The sequence below is a fragment of the Armatimonadota bacterium genome, assembly GCA_016125185.1.
Taxonomy (GTDB): Bacteria; Armatimonadota; Fimbriimonadia; order Fimbriimonadales; family Fimbriimonadaceae; genus Fimbriimonas.
Map to the genome: position 1 here is coordinate 134,680 of WGMG01000001.1, position 25,540 is coordinate 160,219.

The window sequence follows — 25,540 nt, forward strand, 5'->3', positions numbered from 1 at the left end:
GACTGAAGCACTGGTAAATCCCAGCTTCGCCCTTCTCTGTCCTCGTCCCTTGGACTTCGGCGGACGAGAAGACGTCTTTATCAGTGCCACCCAAGGTAGGGACCGGTAAGAGGTGGGCGTCACACTAAGGGATTCTCATTTCAGTGACGCAGTCTTAAAGCTCTCCGCCAACTGAAGCCTCCCACCCAAAACCTCACAAACTTCTCCAACATTTTTCGCGCCCACCCTTCAGAGATTTGGAAACACCCCGATAGAACTACTGGGATTGTTTCGATCCCACCAAGAAAGGGGTTAACGACCATGTCAGTAACAGATTTCGAATGCGCCATCGCTAAATCGCAGATCGCGCGTTATATTGCAGGAGAAAATCTCAATCCGGAGGTCTCGCGTCAGCTCGAAACGCACATCTCCGAATGTCCACGCTGCAAGCAGCTTCTCATGGAGAAGAAGTCCAGCCTGGAAGCCAAGCTCAGATCGACCATTGAAACCGTTGAAGTTCCGGTGGCGATGACCAGCACGCCGACGCCAGAACCGACTCGGCCGGCACCGATCCAAGCCACCGGCGAGCCCAAAGAAATGACGGCCGAACCGGCCACTCCCAAGGCCTCGCTCCTGGGCAAGCTCCTCGCCAAGCAGGACGAAAACGTGATCGAAGTTCCGCAAGTCGCTCCCGCTTTTGCCCACAAGGATGCGCCCAAAGTGGCCGCCACCACGATTCACCTCGACCCTTCCGACGCGCCCGCCAAGAAGACCAAGAAAGCCAAAGCCCCCAAAGCCGCCAAGGCAGAAAAGAAGAGCTTGTTCAAGTCGCTCGCCCTGTTCGAGCGAGTGCCGAACGCCCCCGAAGGCGTGAAGCCGGCCATGACTGCTGACAATCTGCGCGAGGCGAAAAAGGCCCTCAAGCAGAACCGACCGGGCCTCAACAAACCGATTTTGTACCTCTGTGGAGTCTGCGCCGCCGCCGCCGCCATGTCGTTCGTGGTGAAGGACCCGACCAGCCTGCTGGGTGGCAAAGCCAACCAGGACAATCTGCTGGTGAAGGACCGACCCAAGACGGACACGCCCAAGGAGACCAAGTCGCCGAAGGTAGGCGAATCGACGGCCAAGCGATTGGACGCCGACGCCAGTAAGCAGGCCATCCGCGCCGAAGGATTCGTTGATCCGGCAACGGGTCGAATCGAGCCGCAAAAGCCGACAGCTCCTGCCAAGGCGACCCCCGCGAAGCCAAAGCCAGTCGCCAAACCGACGGCCGCCAAACCTGCGAATGCGAAGCCGGTCGCCAAGAAGCCGGTAACCGCCAAGAAGCCAGCTATCGCCAAGCCGACTGTGGCCAAGAAACCAGTCGCGAAGAAGCCGACCGCTAAGAAACCGGTCCTCCACACTACCAAGAAGAGCACGGTTCGCCGATCGACCCGACGGCACACCACCACGGCTCCCAAGACTTCCAAGGAAAGCGTCGTCCACGTTTATGCACCCGACGGCACTCCGACCAACAACGGGCAGTAAGAACATGAAGAAAACCATCGCTAGCATCGCCGTACTCGCAATCGCGCTTAGCGCCTTTGCTCAGTCCAAGACCATCAAGGTTAAGTCGAAGGGTGACGACGTCCGAAGCGTGATCGCCACGATCTTCGAGCAGTCGGGCAAGCAGTATGTGCTGGAAACCAACGTGTACCAGACCATCTACATGAGCCTCGACGACGTGACCTTTGAGAAAGCGATCGATATCGTTTCCAAGCTCGCCGACCTAGATTTTAAGGAGAAAGACGGCATCTGGTACGTGCACACCATGGCCCCGACCAAGAAGGCACCGGTGACCAAGACCACGCCGATCACGGCTAAGAACGGGACCAAGGGCGCGGTGCCCAAGACGATTCCGCCGGCCGCTGCCGCCGCCGAAACATTCAAGGACCCGAACGAGATCGACCTGACAGGTCGCCTGACGGTCCAGATGAAGAAAGTGGACATTCACGAAGTCTTCGCCGAGTTCTCGGCCCAGACCAAGGTGGACATCGAAATCGACGACACCGTCCCGGCCTACAAGCTCGACGCCTACTTCTTCAACACTTCGCTGAAGTTCGCACTCGACAAGATTTGTAAGGTCGCCAAACTCAAGTACAGCTTCACGCCGAGCAAAACGGTACGCATCAGCAAAGCCTAAGCTCAGACGCGAATAACCACGAGCAACTCCTCTATTTCCTGCGCACTCCTAACCCCGGTGCGCGGGATTTTTTTGTGCGAGCTTTTAGCTTCTGGCTCCAAGAGAGGTTGGGAGGGAGTCGGCAGTTGGGAGTTGGCAGAAAGCAAAAAGCAGAGAGCAGAAAGCTGTATGCCTTGCATGGCGCGGGCCGATCTCTCTTGCGGCTTGAGGCTAATGGCTTCAACCCCTTTGCCCTCGAACGACGCCCCAAACCCAAAACAGACGGGTGAGAGACGTCGGATTCGTCGGGCTTTTTTGCCTAAAATGCCATTTTATGGTTGCGAGGAGAAAAACCACTCGTCCATAATAACGATGGCTAATAGCCAATGATGCAGGATGCACTAGCGCAGCTTGGGATATCGGAAAGAGGTTTTATAAGAAACTTAGGAAAGTGTAAGGCCTCCCTGATACCAGGCGAACTTAGAACTCCTGTGTCGCAAAAACTAACAGGAGATACGACACAGTAAAGATGAACAAAACGTTCAAATATGCAGTCTCGGTCGTTCTCGCCGCAGGCATGGTAACCCCGGCCTTCGCACAGCGAGATAACTTCCCGGACGTCGCCGATACTCACTGGGCCTACGAGGCTGTCGCTCGACTCAAGAAAGAAGGCATCATCACGGGTTATCCGGATGGCACTTTCGGCGGTAAGCGAATGATGACTCGCTACGAAATGGCGAGCCTCCTCTACGCTCTCTACATGAACCTCAAGAACGTCACCGACGGCCTTGATGCTCAGATCAAGACCCTTAGCGATAAGGTCGACGGTTTCAAGCCGGGCGGCGATGACAACGGTCCCGCCATCCAGGCTCTTCGCGACCAGTTGAGCGCCCTCTCGAAGGACGTCAGCGGCATGAAGGGTTGGGGCGACGACATCGCTCAGCTGAAGAAGATGTCCAGCACCTACGAGAAGGAACTCTCGCAGATGGGCGTCGACGTCGAAGCGATGAAGAAGGACCTTTCGGACCTTTCCAAGCGCGTCAGCGATCTTGAGAACAAGAAGAACAACGTCACCATCTCGGGCGACGCCAGCTTCTTCATGGGCGCCAGCATCAAGGGTAACACCGGATCGGCTGCTCTTAACAGCGACGGTCGCTACTTCGGTGGCACCGGAACCGGCGCTGGTATCGACACCCTGACGGTTCTTCACGAACTCGGCCTCAAGTTCTCCACGAACAACGCAACTGGCGCAAACGTAGTTGCTGACCTCGTGGTGGGCAACGCCACCCAGGGCTTCGGCAACCAGAGCTCGACCACGACCGCGAACGGCATGCCGTACAACGCGGCTGGAACCGGCACTTCGGTTTACGCTGATCGACTCTACGCAACCTTCAACGACGGTCTCGGCGGCCTCAACTTCGATGCCAAGATCGGACGACAGGGTCTCAAGCTCGGCGGCTACGTCCTCGAGCGACCGGACACCACGTCCTTCTGGAGCAACGAGCGATGGGACAACGGCGAGTACGCAATGGACGGCGCCAACCTCAAGTTCGGTCTCGGTCAGAACACCGACCTGAACCTGTTCCTTGGTCAAGTCGCCAACATCGTTGATGCTTCGGGCAACCCGATCCAGCCGATCATGATCGGTGAGGAAGCTGCCGCTACCTTCGGTACGGCTACCCTTTCCGCCGCACGAGCCATGGGCGGTAGCCTTGGCTTCAAGATCGGTGAGAACGGCAAACTCGACCTCTCGTTCGTCGACCTCGATTCGAACACCTCGGCTAACACCCCGGTTGCGAACCGACTCGAGACCTACGGCGCCGACTTCAGCTACAAGATCAGCGATTCGCTCGGTCTGACTGCTGGTACCGGCAAGTCGCAGTTCAAGAACGGCACGAGCACCGTTTCCTACGGCTCGAAGAACACCCGAACCAACGTTGGGCTGAACTTCAAGACCGGTGGTCTCGGAATCGACGCTTCCTACGCTGAAATCGGCAACGGCTACGTTGCTGCCGGCGCTTGGAGCAAGGCTGCTATCTACCACAATCTGAACGACCTCAAGCAAACGTCGGTTAAGGCCAACTATGCTGTCAACGACAAGTTCTCGATCCACGGTGGATACATGAAGGGAGACCAGATCTCGGTCTCGAACAAGGATGCCGTCAAGAGCACGACGGTTGGCGCTGACTTCAAGATCAACGACAACTGGACGCTTATGGCCGACTACGAAGACACCAAGTTCAAGGGTGGCTACGTGATCGACGGTACGACTCCTCAGTTCAAGTTCACGACCCTGGGCTTCGGCTACGACATGGGTGCAAACACCATGTTCAAGCTGTTCTACCAGGCGAGCGACATCACCGGAATCACCCCTGCTTCCTCGTTCTACGGCCTCACCTCCGCTGGCGCGATGAAGGGTTCGACCTTCGGTGCTCAGTTCTCGGTTAAGTTCTAAATTTAACCGCTGAATAGCAAAAGAACCCAGCCCTACGGCTGGGTTCTTTTTTTGTCAGGGGTTCAGCTACAATCTTGGAATGAAGCTTTTCTCCGGCGCGCTGGCGCTGGTCATGGCGTCGGCGGCGCTAGCTGGTCCGATCAAGCGAATTCAGTACCCCGCCATCTCCCCCGACGGCTCCACCGTTCTTTTTAGTTGGCAGAACGACATTTGGTCGGTGGCCCGAACCGGCGGAATGGCCACCCGGCTCACCGTCCATGCGGCGATCGACTCCCGCCCGGTGTGGTTCCGCGATGGCTCGCGCGTCGCCTTCGCGTCGGCCCGCTATGGCAGTACCGACATCTTCACCATGCGCCCAGACGGCACCGATCTGCGCCGTGTCACGTACGACTCCAGCGCCGAGATTCCCACTTCCGTCTCGCCGGATGGACGCTTCATCTACGGTCAAACCAATCTATGGAGCCGAGGCGACCTCTTCCGCGTGCCCGTCATCGGCGGTGATCTCCAGCGCCTCACCAGCCACCCGTTCGAAGCCCCGTTCGCGCCGTTCGTGTCGGCTGATGGCACCAAGGTGTACTACAATCGCGGTTCGTACCGCGAGACGGCGTGGCAGAAGCCGACCATGCAGTCCTCGGCCCTGCCCGAGATTTGGGTGGCGGATAACACGGTTCCGCTCTCCAACCATCGACGCCTCACCAACAACGAGTTCACCGACCTCACGCCCCAAGTGATGCCCGACGGCACAATTTTCGCCGTGACCAATCGGGGCGGATTCCCTAACGTGTGGCGACTGGGCAAAGGCGACGTGGAGCTGACCCACCACAAGGACGGCACCAGCCGCAACCTTACCGTCAGCCGGGACGGACGCTACATTTCGTACGAATTTGAGTCAGCGCTGTGGGTGTACGACACCACCAAGGACACCGACGTAGAGGTTCCGGTGACCGTGCCGGACGACTCGCGTACCAACCCGATCGAGGAAATATCCTTGGCCGGTGGCATCGAGCAAATGGCGGTTTCGCCCGATGGCAAACGCGTCGCCGCCTACGCCCGCGGCGACATCTTCCTCCTGCCCGAGAAGGGCGGCACCACGCGCCGACTGACCACCAACCCTGCCCGCGACTACTCGCCGCAATGGCTGAACCCCAAGACCATCGTCTACACCGCCATGGAGGACTCTCGGCGACGCCTGAAGACGGTCACCGTGGATGGCGTCGTCAAGGACTTCATCGTCGATCCCTCGGCGGAAATCCACACGCCGGTCGTGTCGCCCGATGGCAAGACCGTCGCCTACCATAAGGGCGGCGACGAAATTTGGTTGGCCGACGCCGAAGGCAAGAACGCCCACCTGCTGGTCAAGGGTAACTTCCGCAACGCCCTCGACGGTGGCGTGCCCACCTTCTCATGGTCGCCAGACAACGCGTACATCGCCACTACCCTGCTCGTCGGTCGCCGCACAGATGTTGCACTGGTGGATGTGAAGACGGGCAAGACGACGGTCGTGGCCAAGATGGTCGATCGTCCGCAGAAGGGCGATGTTTCGGTGCCGCAGTTCACGCCGAATGGTCGCGCCCTGTTCTTCACCTCTCCCGAGTTCGATTTCCCCGACCTCTTTATCGTGGACCTGGTGCCGCCGGATGTGACCTTCTCCGAGGATGACCTCGATAAGATCGACACGCCGCCCAGCAAAGAGAAGGTCGCGCCGGAAGTCAAAATCTACGAGCCGAACCTCGACAAGCGCCTGCGACGCCTCACCAATCGCATGTGCGCGGGGGCCGTCGCAAACCCGGACGGCAAGTCGCTAATTGCGCTAACGGACGAGGGTCTGCAAAGCATCGACGTGGCTACGGGCAAGCGGACCACGCTGATGCCGGACACGGCCATCGCCACGATCCAGTCAATCCAAGCCGCTAATGGCAAGGTGTACGTCATCAACAACGGCCGCATGGCCACTCTCTCGACCGCTGGTCCCGCCGCGTCGTTCGCTCCGATCTCGTTCAACGCGCAGTACTCGGTGGACGCGCGCGACGAGGAGAAGGCGCTGTTCGAAGAAGTTTGGTGGGCGATGGGCCAGCTTTACTACGATCCGGGCATGAACAAGAAGGATTGGAACGGCATCCGCGACAAATACGCCAAGATCGTGCCGTACGCCTACGATCGGTCAGACTTTTACCGTCTGATGGGTGAGATGATGGAGGAACTGGATTCCTCACACCTCGGCTCGACCGCGCCCCCGGCGGACTATCCTGGCTCGAACGACGAAGCCACCGCCTTCCTGGGTATCGACCTCGACCCGGTCGCCCTCGGGCGTAACGAGGCGGTCGTGGGCCGCGTGGTGCCAAACTCGCCTGCCGACCAGCCGTACAGCCTGCTGAAGGTTGGCGATGCGATCAAGGAAGTCGACGGCGAGGCCGTGGGTTCGACGCCGCTGGCCGCGCTTCTGAATCGCAAGCTGCTGAAGAAGGTCGATCTGACCATTGAGCGGGACGGCAAGCGCCAGCACGTGCTGATCAAGCCGGGCTCGAATGCCCTGCGCTCCGAACTGGAGTACGAGGCGTTCATCGACGGCCAACGCGAGATGGTACACAAGCTGAGCAACGACCGCTTGGGCTATCTGCATATCCGCGCCTTCGACCAGACCTCGCTGGACAAGTTCCTGCGCGAGATTCGCACTGAGGGCGAGGGCAAGAAGGGCATGATCATCGACGTACGGTTTAACGGCGGTGGTTCGACTGCGGTGGATGTGCTGGGCGTGCTGATCAAGCGGCCCTGGATGATGCGAAGCACGCGCGGCGACTTTGGTCTGAAGCTGAGTGAGAACATCTTCCGTGGCGACGCGCTGGAACAGCCGACCGCGCTGATGGAAAACACCTTCTCGTTCTCCAATGCCGAGGTTATCACCGAGGGCTTCCGGGCGCTGAAGCTGGGCCCGATCATCGGCGAGCGAACGCCGGGCTACCTGATCGGCACCGGCGCGTACTCGCTGTGGGACGGCGGGCGTATCCGCATGCCAGCCATCGGCGCGTATGCGGTGAACGGCACGAACCTGGAGAATAATGGCCGCAAACCCGACCACACGGTCTGGTTCGACCCGAACGCGTGGATGCAGGGCCGCGACCTACAGACCGAGCGAGCGGTGGTGGAATTGCTGAAGAGTGTGAAGGATTAGCTTTTAGCTTCTAGCTTCTGGCTTCTGAAAGAAGGGGGGCTCTTTTGGGGGCAAAGGCGTCTCGCCTGTGCAAAAGTGCAAGGATGTCAAACATTTGTACCAGCCACGCCACTCCCCAGGTGGCGTGGCTGAGCAGACCGTAGGCGAACCGGTGGGGAGGATTGAGGAAGCAAGAAGCCCACCCTCCCAGAAGCCACGTAGACAATTCTTCACACCCTGATCACGAACGTCGTGACCGAGTCGGCTGAGAGCGTCGTAGATAGCGTCTTGTTCGTGACCGTCGCTGACGGCATCGGCGAGAGGTCGTGCGTTGGGTCGGTGACGAAGACCTGCACCGGGTCGCGACCCGCGCGGGGGAAAGCAGAGAGGTCGAACGAAACCGGTCGCTCTGCGCCCTTATTGACGGAAACCAGCACCAATTCGCGGTCCTTCAACGAGGCGATCGTGTGGTCGTCGGCCACGTCGATAATGGTTGCGCCAGGTTGCACAAACCGGCTGAAATTGCCCATCACGAAGAACTTCTTGTGCGTCACGTAGGTCTCGCCGCGGTTGTTGAGGTCCATGTCGAGGAAGCCCCAATTGGAGCCGGTCGTGTCGATGACCTGCCAATAAATCCATGCACTCGGCTTCATGTCTCGCACGTCGTGGACGATTTTGCCCGCCATCTCCATGCCGCTCGCGTCGTTGTTGCCCTCTTCGGACATCCACAGGCGTTTCTTATACTCGGCCGCGCGCTGGGCCAGCTCCTTCTGCTTGTTGCCGCCGTAGTGGTGGGTGTTGATGCGCCAAACCAGGTTCTTGGCCTCGGGCGTGAGGGCGTCCCAGCTCTTGACGGCGGTGTCGATGACCGACTCGTCGGACGCGGCGATTTTGGTGGGCGACTTGGCTTTTGCCAGCTCGCGAGCCACCGCTTCGATAACGCCCGACTGAGCCTCACCCATCGGCACCCGGCACCCTTCCTGCCGTCCGCCGTATGGCCACCAGTCCACGTGCGGTTCGTTCAGGGGCTCTAGGGTTTCGAACGTGATGCCCCAGTATTTTCGAAAATGCTCGTTGACGGTGACGAGATATTTTGCGAATGCGTCATAGTTTTTAGCCGGAAGATTATCTTTTCCGTCGTGTCCGCCGGAGGCGCACCCCGAGTTCGTCATCCAATAGGGCGGCGAGTTGGAGAAGGATTCGAAGCGATTTGCGCCGAGCTCTTTTGCCCGCTGAAGCACCCATCGCTGTCCCGCGTCGGCGTTCCAATCCCAGTTGCCGTCCTTGTCCTGGTAGCCGGGAAGCTGGGCACGGTATTGCATGTGGTGGTGCTCGGGGTTCTCGCCGCCTGCGATGTTGTAGCGCACGATATTGAGCTTGAGGTAGCCGAAAAACTTTTGCATGAGGTCTTCACGCACGGCGGGCGGGTAGGTTCCGACCACATGGGCCCACCAGCAAAGCGACGTGCCCCACCCATCCCATTTTTGGTACTTGGTGTTCGGGTCGACGGCGATACCGGCGGTCGGCGCGAGGGCGATGACGGTGGCGAGGGCGAGCACGGACATACGCTTCTAGCCTACATGATTTGATGCTGAATGGTGGGAGATTTTTAGTCGCATGCTTGTAGCTATGAGTGAGGATCGCTTTCCGTTCGAGCAGACCAACCACACTACTCCAAGGGGGGAGTAGCGTGGTTGGTCTGCTTGTTCAATCTGTGTTCCTCGTTCCCTTGAATCAGATCAATTTGATTTCTGGTAGTGAAGCGAGGCACCGTTACCGTGCCACATCGTTTGCGGAGCTGACTGTTGGGTGCTCTGTGTCGAACTGTCGGACCTTTGCCAGAGCGCAAAGGGCGATGATGCCGAAGACAATCGCGACAATGAGGGTGAAGTTGCGGCTGAGGCGATCCAATTGGCTACCTGCCTTGCGGTTTAGTGGGCGCATCAATCCTCTCCCGCATAGCCTTCGGCTCACGGGCCACTCGAAGCTGTCCGAGCGGGCAAGACACCCAAGCACAAAAAAATCCCCGACCCATCGCAGGTCGGGGATTTTCAGAAACGGCGTCCGAAAACTACTCGGACTTCTTCTTCGCCGGAGCCTTTTTCGCGGGAGCGGCTTTCTTGGCAGCCGGAGCCTTCTTCTCGGCCTTCGGCTTGGCGGTCGGCGTCACGCCGGCGGCCTTCATCGCCGCGGCGGCCTGCTTGGCAATTCGCGACTTGCGTCGAGCAGCCTGGTTCGGGTGGATCACGCCGTTCTGCGCGGCCTTATCCAGAGCCTTCACAGCGGTGTTCAACGCGGTCTGCGTCGTGTCGGCGTCACCGGCCTCGGTAGCCTTGCGCGACTTCTTCACGTACGTCTTCAGAGCGGTGCGAACCGCGTTGTTTTGAACCGTCCGTTTGGCGATTCGTCGAATATCTTTCTTGCTTGCCTTAGTGTTTGCCATTTCTGAACAATCGATATTACCCGATTGGGGAAAATCTGCGCGACCTTTTGGTCGCCTGATTCGTCTCACCCCCTCGGTTTACGAGGGGACGATACTTACTTCTTAACGAACTTCTTCTTGCTCTTGTCGAAGCCCTGGTCGACCTTCTTGGCATCGAAGTGCCAAACCGGCGAGCCGGAGCGCTGATAGAAGCACTGGTAGCTGGAGAGCAGGGAAGCCACCAATCGGCGCGAAGTGCGTCGGGCGACGTTGATTTCGGCCAGGATGGTGAGGTAGTCCGCACCCTTCGGCCAGTGGTTCATCACGTCGATGAGCACATCGAGCGTGCTCTTGCCTTCGGATTCGGCCCCGAGGGTTCGAAGCTCTTCCATGCGCTGAGAGCTGATGTAGACGACCGGGTCCGGCTGATCCAGGTATTCGAACTCGAATACGTTGGGCGACGGCGTCTTGGTAAGCGTGAACACCGCGCCGCTCTCGATCGGCTGATCCAGCCACCAGTCGATGAGGCCGTACATCAGTCGCGCCTCCTGGTTGATCCAGACCTGCAGTTCGCGGCCGGTTGGGTCCACAAACATCGCTTCCTGAATCTTCGGCTGATCGTCCAGCCAGCCGGTGGGAACCTGCGCCAGTGGGAACGTACCCAGTTCGCGGTGGATGGACTTCAGCACCATTCGGATGGATTCCGGCTGGTTCTTCAGCGCCGGTTGGATGTCCTCGTCCAACACGTCGAGGGCCAGCGGGTGCTGCAGCAGCTTGCGGAGCGAGCTATTGAGACCGTCGTCGGTGAGTTCCAAGTCGACCTCTTCGCCTTCTTCGTTCAGCACGCCCGACGGGACGAACTGGAACGGCTCCGGCACTTCCATGATGTACTCGGGATGGTCGCCGGCCTTGCGGAACCGGTCGCCGCCCACCCATTCGACCTTGTCGCTGGTGCACAGAGTTGCGATGATATTGGCGAGGTCGTCGGGGAACGTCTTGCTGCCCGGCGTAATCTCGAAGAACTCTTCCAGCAGGCGGATAGCCGTGACCGTCTTTTCGCTGGAGACGATCTTCTTGATGAGGCGATCGACGTCTTCCGGCTTGAATTCCAGCGGCGCGGCGTCGTCCACATCGATGGACGGCGTCAACTTCTGCGCCAGCTTGAGGGCGGCAGAAACCAGCGACTTGGCATCGGCTTCGGTCATGAACGTGCCGTCGCTATTATAGATATAGCCTGGAACGGCGAAGAGCGCTCGGTAGAACGACTCGGCGTCGAAGATGAGGGCGCTTCGCGGGTCGTCGCTGTTGACCTTGCTGTACGCGACGGCGCCGATGGCCTTGATGTTCAGCGGAGCGTGCTTCAGAACTTCGGTGGCCCAACCTTCGGCGCGGAAATCAACTCCGGCCAGCTTCTTGGTTGTCGCTTCCAACGTCTCGACCGAGACGCCGTTGAGCGCCAGCGCGCGGGCCAGCGGCTCGTCCTTGGCGACGAATCCCCAACTGAGCTGGGCGACGAGTGCACCTTCGACTTCGATGAAACCCTGGTGGCCGTTGACCAATCGTCGGATCATCGGCTCGATGGCTTCCGGCGTGGTGCGCTGGGCACGGGCGACTTCTTCGACGAGGGTGGTGAAGGCGACGGGCGCGCCAAAACTATCCAGGATGGCGCGAACGATCTCGGCGATCGGGCGGCCCTGGCTGTTCAGTCGAGCGGCAGGAACCCAGCGTCGCTCATGATAGGCGAAAACATCGGGATTCGAAGCCATGAGGGACCGAACTGCCGCGAGTCCGATACCTGCGTCGGACAACTTGTCGGCGAGCTCACCCAGCTTCACCGCCGCCTCCATTTCGGAGAGCTTTTCGAGGATCAGGCGGTCGGCGTAGGATCGTGCTACGGCTTCTTCTGGTTTAATGGAAATCGGCTTGGGCAAAGATTCGCTCCTAGATGCCCGTGCATACGGGCGCGAATTTATATTTTGGCAGATCGGCGCACCTTTTTGCCACTCAGATTCGTCACGTCGGAACTATCCAGAAACGACGGCGCGTTTACGACGTACAATGAGGGATATGAGGCGCGGCTTTACGCTAATCGAGCTCCTGGTGGTGATCGCGATCATCGCTGTTCTCGCTGCGATTTTGTTCCCCGTTTTTGCCCGCGCCAAAGCCGCCGCCAAGCAAACCGCCTGCCTGAGCAACCTTAAGCAGATCGGCACCGCCATCACGCTCTACATGGGTGATAACGACGACATCTTTCCGTACGCGGTGGATGCCAGTGACAAGTACGATCCGTCCATTTGGGACCACGAGCCAACCTTCAAGGCCCAGATTCCGTACATGCTGGAGCTCCCCGACGCGCTGTTCCCGTACACCAAGAGCAAAGAGATTTTCCACTGCCCCGCCGATAGCGGCACCCGCGTGCTGGATAACCATTTCCCCGACCAGTTCATCTCGTCGCCGTCGCTGTACTCCACCTACCGCTCCAGCTACCTCTTCCGCACTGAGATCGCGTTCAAGTTCTTCTCGCAGGACCGCTTCCAGCTTCCCGCCGAGGTCAATGTGCTGTTCGACGGCGCCGGTCATTGGCACGGCGCGGGCCGCGCCCTTCAGCGCGATGACGATTACGACACGTATTTCGACCTCATCCGCACCTACCGCTACAACACGCTCATGGGCGACTTCCACGCCAAACCGCTGACGCGAGACCAACTGGACGAACTCTGGGCCAAACCCCTCTGATGGACGACTGGCTTCGCCCCCTGGCCGTCGTGATCGACGGTCAGCTTGAGTTTGGGCTGGAGGTCCTAGTCTCGCCGGACGGCGTGGTCGAGGCCATTCGCTCGTCTTCCCGACCGCCGTCGTCGTTTGTGCTCTCGCCCGCGTTCGTCAACGCCCACTCGCACCTGGAGTACCGCGGCATGCAGGACCAGATTCCGCACCCCGAGTACTACGAATGGATCTACGAACTCACGCGTCTGAAGCCGCTGGAGTCGCCGCAGTTCGTGCGCGAGCAGTGCCGACTGGCCGCACGGGAAAACCGCCGAAGCGGTGTGGCATGGATCGGCGAACATTCGGATCGACCAGGGTCGGCCGAAGCGATGCTGGAGGCCAGCTTGGGCGGGTGGATTTTTCATGAAGTGATCACGTCGGGCTCGCCGGATGTCGGTGCACGCATGGCGGAAATTGAATCACGGATGGAGGAGACGCGGCGTTTGCTTGATTCCCACCACCCGGCACTGAGCACTCCCAACTCCAAGCTCCAGACTCCCAACTCACCCATCGGCTCCTCCCTCAACCCCCACGCCTACTTCACCGTCGCCCGAGATGTCCTCCGCGAGTTCGGCGCCAACCAGCAACCCAGCAGTATCCACGTCGCCGAGACCGTCCACGAATCCAATTTCACGCGCACCGGAACCGGGCCCATCGCCGACCGCCGCCGCTCCTACGGCGTGCCGTTCGATATCTATGGGCAATCGGTCGTCGAAGTCCTGGACGACCTGGGTGTATTGAGGCCCGGCATGCAGTGCGTCCACTGTTGCGACGTGGACGCGCGCGACATCGAAATCATGGCCGCACGAGGCGTGACCGTAGCCCACTGCCCCCGCTCCAATATCCGTTTACAATGCCCGCCCGCGCCCGTGCGCGAAATGCTCGACGCCGGGCTGATCATCGGCCTCGGCATGGATTCGCCCGCCAGCGGCGGAGCCATCGACATGTTCGCCGAGATGCGCGCAGCCCTGAAGGTCAGCCGCGAGCGGGGCGCCTCCGTTTCGGCTGTCGAAGTATGGCGCATGGCCACCGGCGACGGCTATCGCTCTTTCGGCGAACCTGGCAACACGGCCTGGGGCATCTATCCTGGCTCCTCCACCCCGCTCATCCACATCTCGATCGACGACGCCAAGACCATCGATGAAGTGATTGAGCACGGACGGGTGAGCTACTAGCTTTCTGCTTTCTGCCTTTCGCAAGACGTGGCCATAGTAAAAACGAAATGGAGTTCCGCCCGTGTGGGACTGCGTCATGCTCCTCGGGATGCTTTCACCAGCGAGACTTGTCTCGCTGGCAGAAGTGAGCGTCAAAAACCGCCATCACCTCTCCACAACCGCCAGCACCGGACGATGGTCGCTTGCCGTCGAATTAATCACCTCCGCCCGCATCGGCGTCAAGCCGCGCTCCCACACATAATCGATCCGCTTATACGGCATCTTTGCCAAAAGCGTCATGCCAAACCCTTTCTCCGTCGCCGCAAACACATCTGTAAAGTCGTCCCCAAACTGACGAATCACCTCCGAGCCCGCCGACCCATTAAAGTCGCCCGCCACGATTACCGGTTCCTTCGACCCCCGAAGCGCCTCCAGAACGATCCGCGCTTGCGCCCGCCGATCCTGCACCACCTTCCCTACCACCGGAGCATAATGACCAAAGTCCGGCGGCATCTTTTCCACCCAACTCGGCTCCATGTGCACGCACATCACCCGGATCGGCCCGAGCGGCGAATGCACGATCGCCTCGGGAAACTTCTTCGTGGGCCACTTCGTCGGCATGTCGTAGACCTTCGTCAGCTCGATCGGATACCGCGACACGATCATGTTCGACGACGCCACCACGTACTGGTAGCCGCCCATCTCCTTGCACAGCATCTCGCCCGTCGCCTTTTGCTCCTCGGGCTTGCACGCCTCCTGCACAAACAGAATGTCGGCCTTCGACTCGCGCATCACCTTCAGAACGCCCGGCTTGTCGAGGTCGAAATGCGCCACATTGTAGGTGAGAATCCGTAGAGGATCGCCCATCGGCTCCGGTTCAGACCCGCAACTCGGATGCCCCGCCACCACCAGCGCGGCGCACAGCATCCCGACCCAGCCGAGGGAAAATCGCCACGCCCGAATGTGGAGCGCCGCCATCAGCACACACCACGCCAGCACTAGCAGAAAGCTGTTGTGCACCAAGAAATACGTCGCCCAATTCGCCTCCGAATGAGGTTCCAGCACGAGCCGGAACGTGACCAAATACACGGCGAACGCCGCCATCAGCCCGATGCGAATCTTCTTCAGCACACGGGTAAGGACAAGTTTTAGTTCACGGCTGGTTCCGTGCCGGTTACCGGGTCTGGCCCTTTCTCGCGGACCATCGACTCGCGAAGGATCTGACGAAGACGCCTCTGCGCTCGTCCCCACAGGACGGGAATCCGCCGGATCACATCGCGCTCAAACCCGATCCAAGCCGTGTGGCCAAAGTACCGCGCGAAGGAAAAGAGGCCCCTTCGCACCAGGTACATCCGCGTCATCGGTTCGCCCGTCTGCGCCAGCCACCGCGTCTTCCACGGCCCGATATTCCGCAAAAAGTTGATTCGTCGAATACCCCCTTCCAGCGCCTCGCGAAAGACGACCGAGTGAATGACGAAGATGGGGCTATAGCGGTAAAAGCGTTCGTCGTAACCCGAATAGGAAAGAGTGAGCGTCTCGCCCTGGCCATAAAAGGCCTGCGACGCCACGACTTGCCCATCGACCAGCAATTCGGCGATGAAGGCCGATTCCTCTTTGGCCATCGTCACCAGGAAATCGCGCAAAAATCCAACCTGAGTCGCGGTATGCAGATGGTTCGAATGCTGTCGCCCCCGTACGCTCTCCGCCCTCGACTTGTGAAGCTCAGCCAATCTCGCCACCGCCGCCGGAATGTCCTGCGCCTTGTCCAGCTTGCGAACCTCCCAGCGGTGCCCGTCGCGGGTCAGCAGACGAGGATAGTAGGGGATGTTCTCGCGCATCGACTTGGACAGCGACCGCCGATACGCCTCCCATGACTCGGGCAGTTTCACATCGTCCGAGCCGGATCGCTGATTGGAACGCACAAGGGCGAGGGATTCCAAAGAACCCCCCGCGTCCAATGCGAGGCTACCGGGGCCGATCATCGCGACGAAATCCCAACGACCCTGCTCGAGCCGAAGCCGCAGGTGTCCGGCCAGGCATTTGAAGACCGCTTGCTCATATCCCGGCTCGACCAGTACGGTCGGCTCCTCGGTCATGTCGTAGGCACGCTCGCGGCCGAGGTACCCCATCGAACGCAGACGTCGCAGCTTGAGGAGCGACTTCGGCTGGTCCTCGTAAAGGGGAATGACGGCGACGAGCTTTCGGTCGGCGTCGCGAAAGGTCAGAACGTACGGTTGAGTCTCACGCCCTGTGCCGCGCCCCCGATGTCCAAAGTTGTTCCACCAGGCGATCGTCCACTCTGGGTGCGCACACATGCTTGCATTTGGAATGCACCCATGAAGCACCTCCCACTCGCGGGCCAGGATTTGGATGTCAAGGATTGTTTGGACGACCTCGCAATGAAGCCAATCGACTTCGGGGCTTCGCCCGAAATGAGTACCAGAAGTGGTCGGTAGATGCATCAATGATAGTGACTAAATAGTCTCTGGTCCATAATCCAGACTTTGGTACTGACAATATGGACGCAAACAGCAAGTACATCAGTTCCAAAGAATTTCAGGAAAGTGAACGCTTTTCCCGTGGGTGGGTCATTGAGCAGGACATTTCGAGATCGCTACCTCTGTGCCGAGGCTTACGGCAAACGTGTGAATCTGACATCAGAGGTTCAAAAGCCTTCCGTAGACAGGGTGGCTACGCAACAGAGACACATTGACCCACCCACGTCTCGCTCACAAAAAGGCGGAAATAATGGCCAACTCGGGTGGCCCGTATAGCCGAAGGCTATGCGGGAAAGGATCGAACTTGGATCACTCAGTTAGGAGCTCAGCGAGGGAAATGTCTACGATTCCGAGAGGCGATGCTGAATCGGAAAACGAAGTGAATCGGGACCGATCACAAAAATAAACTAGGACCCGCCCGACCCGTTTGGACCAGTTTCCTCAGCCTTCAGCTTGAAGTCGACCCGAACCTCGTACGCACGCGGCCAAGGAAGCTCGATCTTCAAATCCGTAATATCCGAGATCTGATACTCCTTGGTCCCGGCAAAGAACCGGCGATACTGGAACTGCGAAAGAAAGATCTGCCGCACGTACTTGCGCAAGTCGTTCGCCACAAAAGTGTTCACCGCGTCGAAGTTTGCCCCGTACACCTCGTCCCGCGTGTCCTGCAGTTCATCGATCATCTGGTACGCCGCCGGACGCGTGAACCGGTGATACGCCCAATCATCGATCATCCGATGCATCAAAAACTCTCGCTGAGCCAGCTCGCGTCGAAGCGGATTCACCTCATATTTCCGCGCACAAAGGTACACGTTGGCGGCCGGAATCGCCGTCCCCATCGTGTTGCCGGCCGTGTTCCAACCGGCAAACGCCAGTAGGCGGAACGACTTGCCCGTCCGCACCAAAAAGTTGAAAAGCTCCTCGTCCGAGGTCCCGCTCACGCTGAAGTTGATGTCCGCCACCGCGACAGGGAAGCCTTGGTCGATCTCGTTGCGCATCCGCTCCAAAAACGCCTCAAACTGCGGCTCGCGCCGGTCCGGCGTGTTCACATAAAGCGAATAGTCGTACTGGTCGGTGTCCTTGGCCATCTCGGCTCCCGACGCAAAAAGCTGGTCCTGCAGGCTTTCCTTGACCGTCTTCGACTCGTACGACGCGTACTGGTCCTTGCCCGCTTCATCGCTGTAAACGATCCGCACCTTCGGCTTCCAGTTGTGCTCAGCAAGGATCGCCCGCGACAGCAACAGGTTCGAGTGCTGGTCGATGCCCTCGCAGAAGTACACCTTGTCCTCCACGTGGTACTGCGTCGCCAGCCGCTTCAGGCGCGCATTCTCCTGAATGTGGGGCCCGTCCGGCTTGGCGTCGTCCTGCCCCATCACCAAAAAGTCGATCTCTTTGCCGATGGCAAACCGCAGCAGCGCGGCCTGAACCTGATAGTTGCGCCGTCGGGTCTGTTCGTAGTGCTGAATCTCAATCGCCGGAACCATGCGCCGCAGGTTCGTCAACTTGGATGGGAGCGCGGGGTCGTGGGTGCGCTCATACCGGTCCTTCATCTCCTCGTACTTGGCGAGGTTGAGGCGATACGACGCGGCCTCCTTGGTCGCCGTCGGCGTCAAACGCATCGTCGATGCGTACACATACATCTTGATCGGCTCGGGAGCCTTCTTGCGAAAATCGATCAGCCGCTGCAGTCGCGCGATCGCCGTGGTCGTGTCCACGTCGTTCACGCGTGAGGCGATCAGCCCGCCGTATGCGATCATGTCCGAACTGACGATGATGGCGCTCACGTCGTCGAGGCGCTGGGACTCCAGCCAGCCGAAAATCTCGTCCACGTTGCCCGGCGTGGTGAATTTGCCGAGCATGTCGATCGGCGGCGTCTCGACCTTCGTGTCGTTGATCGCGCCGATCATTTGGCAGAACTGACCGGCCGCCGGACGGCTGTCCAACGGGACCAAAAGGATGCGGTTTCGAACCGGAACGGGAGTTTGTGAATAGCCGAGTGCGGTCAGGACAAGGAGGATGGTTAGAAAAATAACCTTGCGCACGGTGGTAGGACTCGGGTCGTCGGTTAGGCGAGCCGTGCGGACCGATTCCTTACGTATTCGGCGCTGCGCTCGACCCACTTCATAAATTCATCGGCATTATCAAGAATAGCTTTAGGGAGTTTGACATACTCCTTCAGAGGATCGGCGCCGGCTTCCGGGCGCATCTCGCCGGCTCCAGGAAGACAAATAGCTTCTTCGTAGTGTTCGGGACAAAGCTTGAGGGCGACATCGTTATCGATGAGGAAGGCAAACATGCGTTCGCCGGTGTAAACGCCCATACCGCCGAACATCCTTCGGGCGCGCACTTCGTAGGCATCTCCTGCCTGCATGATCTGCTCGTACCGAAGTGGTCTGTACACCATCGTTATCAGCTTCCGATCGGCCTATAGAGGCCGCTTCGCCTCCTAACCCCGCAAGCTATTGTACCTGGTTTAACGTTAAAGCGGTTACTAGGTTTTCCCAACTTCCCAGTGGGAAAGCGTTACTTATGTCTCTCTTACACTAAAAGCGATCTCAAAAACCCTTACTGTAAAAGGTGGCACGGATACCACGCCGCAAGACCGAGCAGAGCCGAATCATTGACTCTCTTCACTAGCCACATAGATGCCAAATGGGGTGGCACCGATACGTGCAAGTGTGTCTTCGGGAATGCTTGCCGAACAGCACGCTGATCCGTGTTACTTCTAACCCGCCGCGTTTTCGCCCCGCCCCACGGTAACCTAGGCCGTACAAACCATGTCGAAAAAGCGCCTGATCATCATCGATGGGTACTCGCTCCTCTTCCGGGCGTTCTACGCCACGCGGTACCTCAGCACAGCCGACGGCAGGCCCACCAACGCTCTGCACGGCTTCACGACCATGATGTTCAATCTGCTGGAAAAAGACCGTCCGGACGCCATCGTCGTCGCCCTCGACCACCCGTCGAAAACCTTCCGCCACACCGAATACGCGGCTTATAAAGGCACGCGCAAAGAGACCGCGCCCGAACTGATCTCCCAGTTGGATGAGTCGCGCCACCTCCTCACCGCCCTCGGCATTCCCCAGATCGAACTGGTCGGCTTCGAGGCGGACGACATCGTCGGCACCATCAGCAAGCAGGCCGAGGAGAACGGCTACCTCACCACCATCATCACCGGCGACCTCGACTCCCTGCAACTGGTCGATGAGTGCGTTTCCGTCGTGACTCCACGCCAAGGCGTGACCGAAATCAACACTTACGGCCCCGCCGAAGTGGTCGAGCGGCTTGGCGTTCCGCCCGTCATGGTCCCCGACTTCAAAGGCATCAAAGGCGACACCAGCGACAACATTCCTGGCGTTCCCGGCATCGGCGACAAGGGCGCGGCCGAACTCATCACCAACTTCGGCACCGTCGAAGACATCCTCGCCAAGTTGGATCAAATTCCCGAGAAATATCGCAAGAAGATCGAGCCCGCCATCGACCAAATGAAGATGTCGAAGTGGCTCGCCACCATCATCCGCGACGTTCCCGTCGAATACGATTTCAAGCCGTTCATCCTCTCTCAAGACCAACTCGAAGCCGCCAAGAAGTTCCTTCAGGAGTTTGAACTGAAGTCCTGCCTCCGCGCTTGCGACCGCGTGCTCGGCCCTTACGTCGATGGCTTCGAGCACGGCGTCCACGCCGCCGTCGAAGTGGTGGCCGAGAAGATGCAGTTCACCACCCGCGACGCCGGTTTCCTGATGCTCAAAAGCACGGTCAACAGCCAGCCGTTCGGCATCCACTTCGCCGCATTGCCCGCCGATGACCTGTTTGACGAGAATGCCGAAAAGGCGTTCGTCTCCGTCGGCCGCGAAGTGCTCATCGCTTCGCGCCAAGACGGCATTCGCCTCTTCCAAACCTTCCCCACGCAAGCCATCGTCCACGACGCAAAGCCGATGTACAAGGCCGCGCAGGTCTTCGACCGGTCCGTGTCGTTTGACTCTCTGATCGCCGGGTACGTTCTGCAGTCCGGCCGCGCCAAATACGACCTCGGCGACCTCGTCCAGGGCTACACTGACTACGCCGCGCCAGAGTCGCCCGAGGAGTCGGCCTTTGCCCTGCTTGCCCTTCGCGATGCGATGCACTCGCGTTTGCAGAAGGAAGATCAGCTACGGGTGATGGAGACCATCGAGCTTCCCCTCACACCGATCCTGGCCGAAATGGAGGTCGCGGGCATCCGCGCCGACAAAGATCAGCTCCGCGAGTTCTCCAAGGAACTGTCGGTAGCCATCGAGGCCTCGACCGCCAAGATTTACGAACTGGCGGGTCAGGAATTCACCATCGGCTCGCCCAAGCAACTCGGCGAGATCCTGTTCGATAAGCTCGGCATCCCCGGCGCGACCAAAACCAAGACCGGCTACGCTACCGGCGCCGAGATTCTGCAACAGATCGCGCCGACGTACGAAATCGCCGGTGAAGTGCTGACCTGGCGCGAACTGACCAAACTTCGCTCGACCTACGCCGAGGCCCTGCAAACGCAGATCGCCTCCGACGGGCGCATCCACACGACTTACTCGCAGACCATCGCCGCGACGGGCCGCATCTCGTCCAACGACCCGAACCTGCAGAACATCCCCGTTCGAACTGAACTCGGACGGTCCATCCGCAAGGCGTTCACCGCCGCCGACGGCTACGCGCTCGCCTCGTTCGACTACTCGCAGATCGAGCTCCGCGTCCTCGCCCACATGTGCGAGGAACCGGCTCTGGTCCATGCGTTCGAGCACCACGAGGACGTCCACACCGCCACCGCCAAGCTGATGTTCCACGTAGACGAGCCGACCAAACAACAGCGCGGCTACGCCAAGCTGCTCAACTACGCGGTGCTCTACGGTGTCACCGACTTCGGTCTTGCCAACCAGCTCGGCGGCGGCTTCAGCCGCGCCGAAGCGAAGGAGTTGATCAACCTATATAACGAGCGCTTCCCGACCGTTAAGGGCTTCACTCAAAGCGTCATCGACGAGGCCCGCTCGAAGGGCTTTACCACCACGCTGACTGGTCGCCGCCGCTACTTCCCGGACATCCACGCCGCCAAGTTCAATGAGCGCCAGTACGCCGAACGGCAGGCGATGAACGCGCCGATCCAAGGCACCGCCGCCGACATGCTGAAGCTGGCCATGCTCCACGTGCGGGCCAAGCTGGAAGGCTCGTCCACGCGCATGCTCCTCAACGTCCACGACGAACTTGTGTTCGAACTGAAGGACGGCGAAAACGGAATCGTCGAACCCATCCGCCACCTGATGGAAGTCGCCCTTCCCCTCAAAGTCCCGGTCGAGGTCGACGCCAAAATCGGCGATAACTGGAACGAAATGTCCCCCGTCTCCCGGTAGCCCATGAACGATTTTACTGTAGTCGGGCAATCGGGAAATCCGTGGGACGAGGCGTCCAGTAACCTGACTGAAACCAGTCAAGGCGGAGAGATTCTGCTTCGCTTGCAGCAAGCAGGAGTGAACGTACCACGCGTCTCGCCGAACGGTGCCGTAGCCGCCGGTACATACTGCACCCTTTTCTTCGATGCCCACAATTGCGAATCGGCGTTTGAGGCAGTGCGGCGCTATGCGCTTCCAGCGGGCGGGTCAACGCCCAGCACGGTTGCGTACGATGTCTACAAGGTTGTGCTACAAAAGGGTGTTCAGTACTCCCGGGGGCGAGTCAAACCCGCATTTGGGCAACTTGGGGGCGGTTTTGAGGTCGTAATCCAGGACTCGTTGCCAGCGGGTAGTGCTGAATTGCTCGGTACGTTGAGCACGATTGGTGGAATAGCCGTATAGAATAGAGAAGAGTCATGGCAAGGAAAGTTGGATCGGGCGGAGGAGCAGGAAAAAAGCTGTATCGCTCAACGACAACTCGTCCAAGGTTTGTTCGTGAGACGGCCCTGAAGGAACTTCAGGAGGTTTCGGCAAAAGATTCCACTATGGAAGAGATTAAGAAACGTCTCTCCACTTTGGAGAATCTTCTCGTCCGTCTTGCAAACGGCCAAGCCAAGATTCTTGAGAGCTTGCAAGTGGACGACCTGGTGTCTGAATTCACCGACGTCCACCTGACCAAGAAGCAGTCAGCCGAAATTGTAAAACTCCCCGAATCTTCGATGGGTGCCCACCTCATGCGCATCACGCTTAAAAGCGGCGAGGTCCTCAACAACATCCCCGTGATCGAAAGTACTTGGGCCCGAATTCCCGAAAGCGACTCGCATCTGAAAGCGAGCGACTTCGCGAAATTCGAAGCCGCCCCAAGGTCATGACCTTCCCATACTCGTCCAAGGCCGTCACAACCTTCATCGAGGTCGACGCCAAAATCGGCGATAACTGGAACTAAATGTCCCCGTCTCCCGGTAGCCCATTTGGAATGCGCGGACTTGTCCGCGCTTTGGAGAGCGAGACTTGTCTCGCTGGCTCGGAGGGTCCGCAGTTGGAACTGCCACAAAGGCAGTTTCATCGTGGAAAGGTGTCGTTCCGATTCCTAGGAACGACGGAAAGGGATAAATTTGCCGTCAATGCCGATCTAAGGAGTTCAGCCCACTGGGAAGGTGGGCATCCTGCCCACCAAGAAACAAAAGCAAAGTCTTGGCACTGGTTAAGACGTCTGCTTGTCCGACGAAGGAGGGCGAAGCTGGGATTTACCAGTGCTCAGAAGAGGACTGCCGACCAATCAAACTCCCCCTCCCAGAAGAGCCTGTCGCACAGCAGTTTTTTCAAACATTTGACGCCCCATTTGTCGCCGCCATAATGGCGGGGTCGTCCCGAATGTCGGGACTCCTCGGACCATTTCAGGTTAGAAGTCGTCCGGGGGTCTACGCTCGTACCTCGCTCCGACCGCCCGGCTACCATCTGTGATCCCTCGGGGATCAGGTTTTCGCTTGCGGTGCGATAGGTTCAGAAGGAGGGGTGTCTCCGAGAATCGGAGACGGGGTGGGTGATGGTCGTTGAACTGAGTGCACAGCTGGGAGTGACGAAAGGTGCAGGGATGGAGGAGACAGAGACGCCTAACAAACCCAGGTGGCCCGTATAGCCAAAGACCATGCGGGAAAGGAATCAACCCCCAAAACCCCGCCCGACCAAAAAATGCCAAACTAAAGTCAGGAAATAACCTGCCCCGATGCCGTCGCGTGCGGTCCAAGCGGCGTAGAAAGACCGGCCCACATGACTCCCGAATCAAAACCCATCGACCGCGCCATTGTGCGCCGCGTCATCAGCTTGTTCGGCCCCCACCGCAAGCAGGTGATGCTCATGATGGGCACCGTCATGGTCGCTGTTATCCTCGGCCTGATCCCGCCGTTCCTCCTCCAGGTCATCATCGACCGCGGTCTGCAGAAGAACAACCTCGGCGTCGTCACCGAGTACTCGCTCCTCACCATCGTCATCACCCTCTGCGCCGCCAGTTCCACCCTCCTCTACGGCTACCAAAGCGTCGTCATCGGGCAAAAAATCATGTGCGACATGCGTCGCCATCTCTTCACCCACTTGCAGGGCATGTCGCTTCGCTTCTTCACCCAAACCAAGACCGGCGACATCCAAACCCGACTCATTTCCGACATCGGCGGCGTGCAAAACGTCGTCAGCAACACCTTCGTCGATGCCCTCTCCAACATCGCCATCGTCATCTCTGCGCTGGTCTCGATGTTCATCATCGACTGGCGGCTCACCCTCCTCGCCGTCACCCTCATCCCCGTCTTCATGATCATCGGCCAAAAGGTCGGCGACTTCGCCAAGGACATCCGCCTCGGTGTCCAGGAGCAGACCTCCGAGATCAACTCGCTGATGCAGGAGAACCTGTCGGTCTCGGGTGCGCTCCTCGCCAAAACCATCGGCCGCGCCGACCAGATTGCGCAGAAATTCGACGTCGAAAACAACAGCCTCGCCCGCTGGCAGGTCAAGGCGTCGGTCCTGCAGTACACCTTCTTCGGCATCTTCCGCATGATCACGCAGGTCATCCCCGCCCTCATCTACTGGCTGGCCGGTTACCTACTCCACCGCGGCGACACCCACCTCACCGTCGGCGTGCTCGTCGCGTTCACGATGCTCCAAACGCGCATGTTCTTCCCCCTGACCGGCCTCTTCGCCACCCAGGTTGAAATCCTCGGCTCGTTCGCGCTGTTCGAGCGCATCTTCGAGTACATGGACGTCAAGCACGACATCGTCGAAGCCCCCAATGCAGTCGAGGTCGATAAGTCCAAGATGGAGGGTCGCGTCACCTTCTCCAACGTTGGCTTCAAGTACGACCAAAACGGCGAAGACTGGACCCTCAAGGACGTCTCGTTCGAAGCTAAACCTGGACAACTGATCGCCCTCGTCGGTGCCAGCGGCGCGGGCAAAACGACCCTGACGTACATGATTCCGCGCCTCTACGACGTGGACGAGGGTCAAGTCTCCATCGACGGCGTCGATGTCGAAAACCTCAAGCTGGACAACCTCGCCGAGGTCGTTGGTGCGGTCACCCAGGAAACCTATCTGGTCCACGCCACCATCCGCGAGAACTTGCAGATTGCCAAGCCCGAAGCCACCGACGATGAACTGATCGAAGCATGCAAGGCCGCCGCCATCCACGAGCACATCGCGGGCCTGCCCGAAGGCTACAGCACCGTAGTGGGCGAGCGCGGCTACAAGCTGAGCGGTGGTGAAAAACAGCGCATCGCCATCGCCCGCGCTATCCTCAAGAACCCCAAGATTCTCATCCTCGACGAGGCGACCTCCGCGCTCGACACGCACTCGGAACGGCTCATCCAGCAGTCGCTGAACAACCTGATGGCCGGACGAACCACCTTTGCCATCGCCCACCGCCTTAGCACCATCCTCAACGCTGACCAGATTCTAGTCATGAGCGACGGAAGGCTGGTCGAATCCGGACGACACCAAGAGCTGATGGCCCTACAAGGGACGTACTACCACCTCTACACCCAGCAGTTCGAATCGCACCCGATCTAG

17 protein-coding genes are annotated in these 25,540 nt (G+C 59.2%); 10 read left to right on the forward strand and 7 right to left on the reverse strand.

Going from position 1 to position 25,540, the window contains the following annotated elements; translation table 11 throughout:
• The first annotated feature begins 300 nt into the window (after positions 1–300).
• The 4 genes from GC165_00595 to GC165_00610 all read left to right on the forward strand — a co-directional run bounded on the left by GC165_00595 (position 301) and on the right by GC165_00610 (position 7,764).
• On the forward strand, positions 301–1,506 hold the full coding sequence (locus tag GC165_00595; GenBank protein MBI1331355.1) for a hypothetical protein: 1,206 nt from the start codon (positions 301–303) through the stop codon (positions 1,504–1,506).
• A gap of 4 nt (positions 1,507–1,510) precedes the next feature.
• Positions 1,511–2,161: a hypothetical protein gene (locus GC165_00600; protein ID MBI1331356.1), complete on the forward strand. Its 651-nt coding sequence runs from the start codon at positions 1,511–1,513 to the stop codon at positions 2,159–2,161.
• A 508-nt stretch (positions 2,162–2,669) separates the two neighbouring features.
• Complete coding sequence (locus tag GC165_00605) at positions 2,670–4,595, forward strand: hypothetical protein (GenBank protein ID MBI1331357.1); 1,926 nt, start codon at positions 2,670–2,672, stop codon at positions 4,593–4,595.
• A 79-nt stretch (positions 4,596–4,674) separates the two neighbouring features.
• On the forward strand, positions 4,675–7,764 hold the full coding sequence (locus tag GC165_00610) for a PDZ domain-containing protein (GenBank protein ID MBI1331358.1): 3,090 nt from the start codon (positions 4,675–4,677) through the stop codon (positions 7,762–7,764).
• A gap of 209 nt (positions 7,765–7,973) precedes the next feature.
• Here GC165_00610 and GC165_00615 read toward each other — a convergent pair whose 3' ends face one another.
• The 3 genes from GC165_00615 to GC165_00625 all read right to left on the reverse strand — a co-directional run bounded on the left by GC165_00615 (position 7,974) and on the right by GC165_00625 (position 12,096).
• Positions 7,974–9,308: an alpha-L-arabinofuranosidase gene (locus tag GC165_00615; GenBank protein MBI1331359.1), complete on the reverse strand. Its 1,335-nt coding sequence runs from the start codon at positions 9,306–9,308 to the stop codon at positions 7,974–7,976.
• Between the two features lie 506 nt (positions 9,309–9,814).
• Positions 9,815–10,186 (reverse strand): 30S ribosomal protein S20, encoded by a 372-nt coding sequence (locus GC165_00620; GenBank protein ID MBI1331360.1) that lies wholly within the window; start codon positions 10,184–10,186, stop codon positions 9,815–9,817.
• 95 nt (positions 10,187–10,281) lie between these two features.
• The gene (locus GC165_00625; protein MBI1331361.1) at positions 10,282–12,096 is read right to left on the reverse strand and encodes a hypothetical protein; all 1,815 of its coding nucleotides are present in this window, start codon (positions 12,094–12,096) and stop codon (positions 10,282–10,284) included.
• A 136-nt stretch (positions 12,097–12,232) separates the two neighbouring features.
• Here GC165_00625 and GC165_00630 point away from each other — a divergent pair, with 136 nt between their 5' ends.
• Positions 12,233–12,901 carry a prepilin-type N-terminal cleavage/methylation domain-containing protein gene (locus tag GC165_00630; GenBank protein ID MBI1331362.1) on the forward strand — a complete coding sequence of 223 codons (669 nt, stop codon included), beginning with the start codon at positions 12,233–12,235 and terminating at the stop codon, positions 12,899–12,901.
• On the forward strand, positions 12,901–14,106 hold the full coding sequence (locus GC165_00635) for an amidohydrolase family protein (GenBank protein MBI1331363.1): 1,206 nt from the start codon (positions 12,901–12,903) through the stop codon (positions 14,104–14,106). The genes GC165_00630 and GC165_00635 overlap by 1 nt, the downstream gene beginning before the upstream one ends.
• Before the next feature lie 144 nt (positions 14,107–14,250).
• Here the strand turns inward: GC165_00635 and GC165_00640 are convergent, their stop codons facing one another.
• The 4 genes from GC165_00640 to GC165_00655 form a co-directional block, all read right to left on the reverse strand.
• A complete protein-coding gene (locus GC165_00640; protein ID MBI1331364.1) occupies positions 14,251–15,216 on the reverse strand; it encodes a hypothetical protein in 966 nt (321 codons plus the stop codon).
• A 17-nt stretch (positions 15,217–15,233) separates the two neighbouring features.
• Positions 15,234–16,547, reverse strand: coding sequence for a GNAT family N-acetyltransferase (locus GC165_00645; protein MBI1331365.1), 1,314 nt, complete (start codon positions 16,545–16,547; stop codon positions 15,234–15,236).
• A 443-nt stretch (positions 16,548–16,990) separates the two neighbouring features.
• A complete protein-coding gene (locus tag GC165_00650) occupies positions 16,991–18,712 on the reverse strand; it encodes a DUF4127 family protein (GenBank protein ID MBI1331366.1) in 1,722 nt (573 codons plus the stop codon).
• Complete coding sequence (locus tag GC165_00655) at positions 18,649–18,987, reverse strand: hypothetical protein (GenBank protein MBI1331367.1); 339 nt, start codon at positions 18,985–18,987, stop codon at positions 18,649–18,651. The genes GC165_00650 and GC165_00655 overlap by 64 nt, the downstream gene beginning before the upstream one ends.
• A 373-nt stretch (positions 18,988–19,360) precedes the next feature.
• On the opposite strand from GC165_00655, the gene polA reads away from it, so the two are divergent.
• The 4 genes from polA to GC165_00675 all read left to right on the forward strand — a co-directional run bounded on the left by polA (position 19,361) and on the right by GC165_00675 (position 25,540).
• Positions 19,361–21,949 (forward strand): DNA polymerase I, encoded by a 2,589-nt coding sequence (gene polA / locus GC165_00660; protein ID MBI1331368.1) that lies wholly within the window; start codon positions 19,361–19,363, stop codon positions 21,947–21,949.
• Positions 21,950–21,952: 3 nt separating this feature from the next.
• On the forward strand, positions 21,953–22,390 hold the full coding sequence (locus GC165_00665; GenBank protein MBI1331369.1) for a hypothetical protein: 438 nt from the start codon (positions 21,953–21,955) through the stop codon (positions 22,388–22,390).
• Between the two features lie 14 nt (positions 22,391–22,404).
• Entirely contained in the window at positions 22,405–22,860 is a 456-nt protein-coding gene (locus GC165_00670) for a hypothetical protein (GenBank protein MBI1331370.1), read from the forward strand.
• Between the two features lie 898 nt (positions 22,861–23,758).
• Positions 23,759–25,540 (forward strand): ATP-binding cassette domain-containing protein, encoded by a 1,782-nt coding sequence (locus GC165_00675; GenBank protein MBI1331371.1) that lies wholly within the window; start codon positions 23,759–23,761, stop codon positions 25,538–25,540.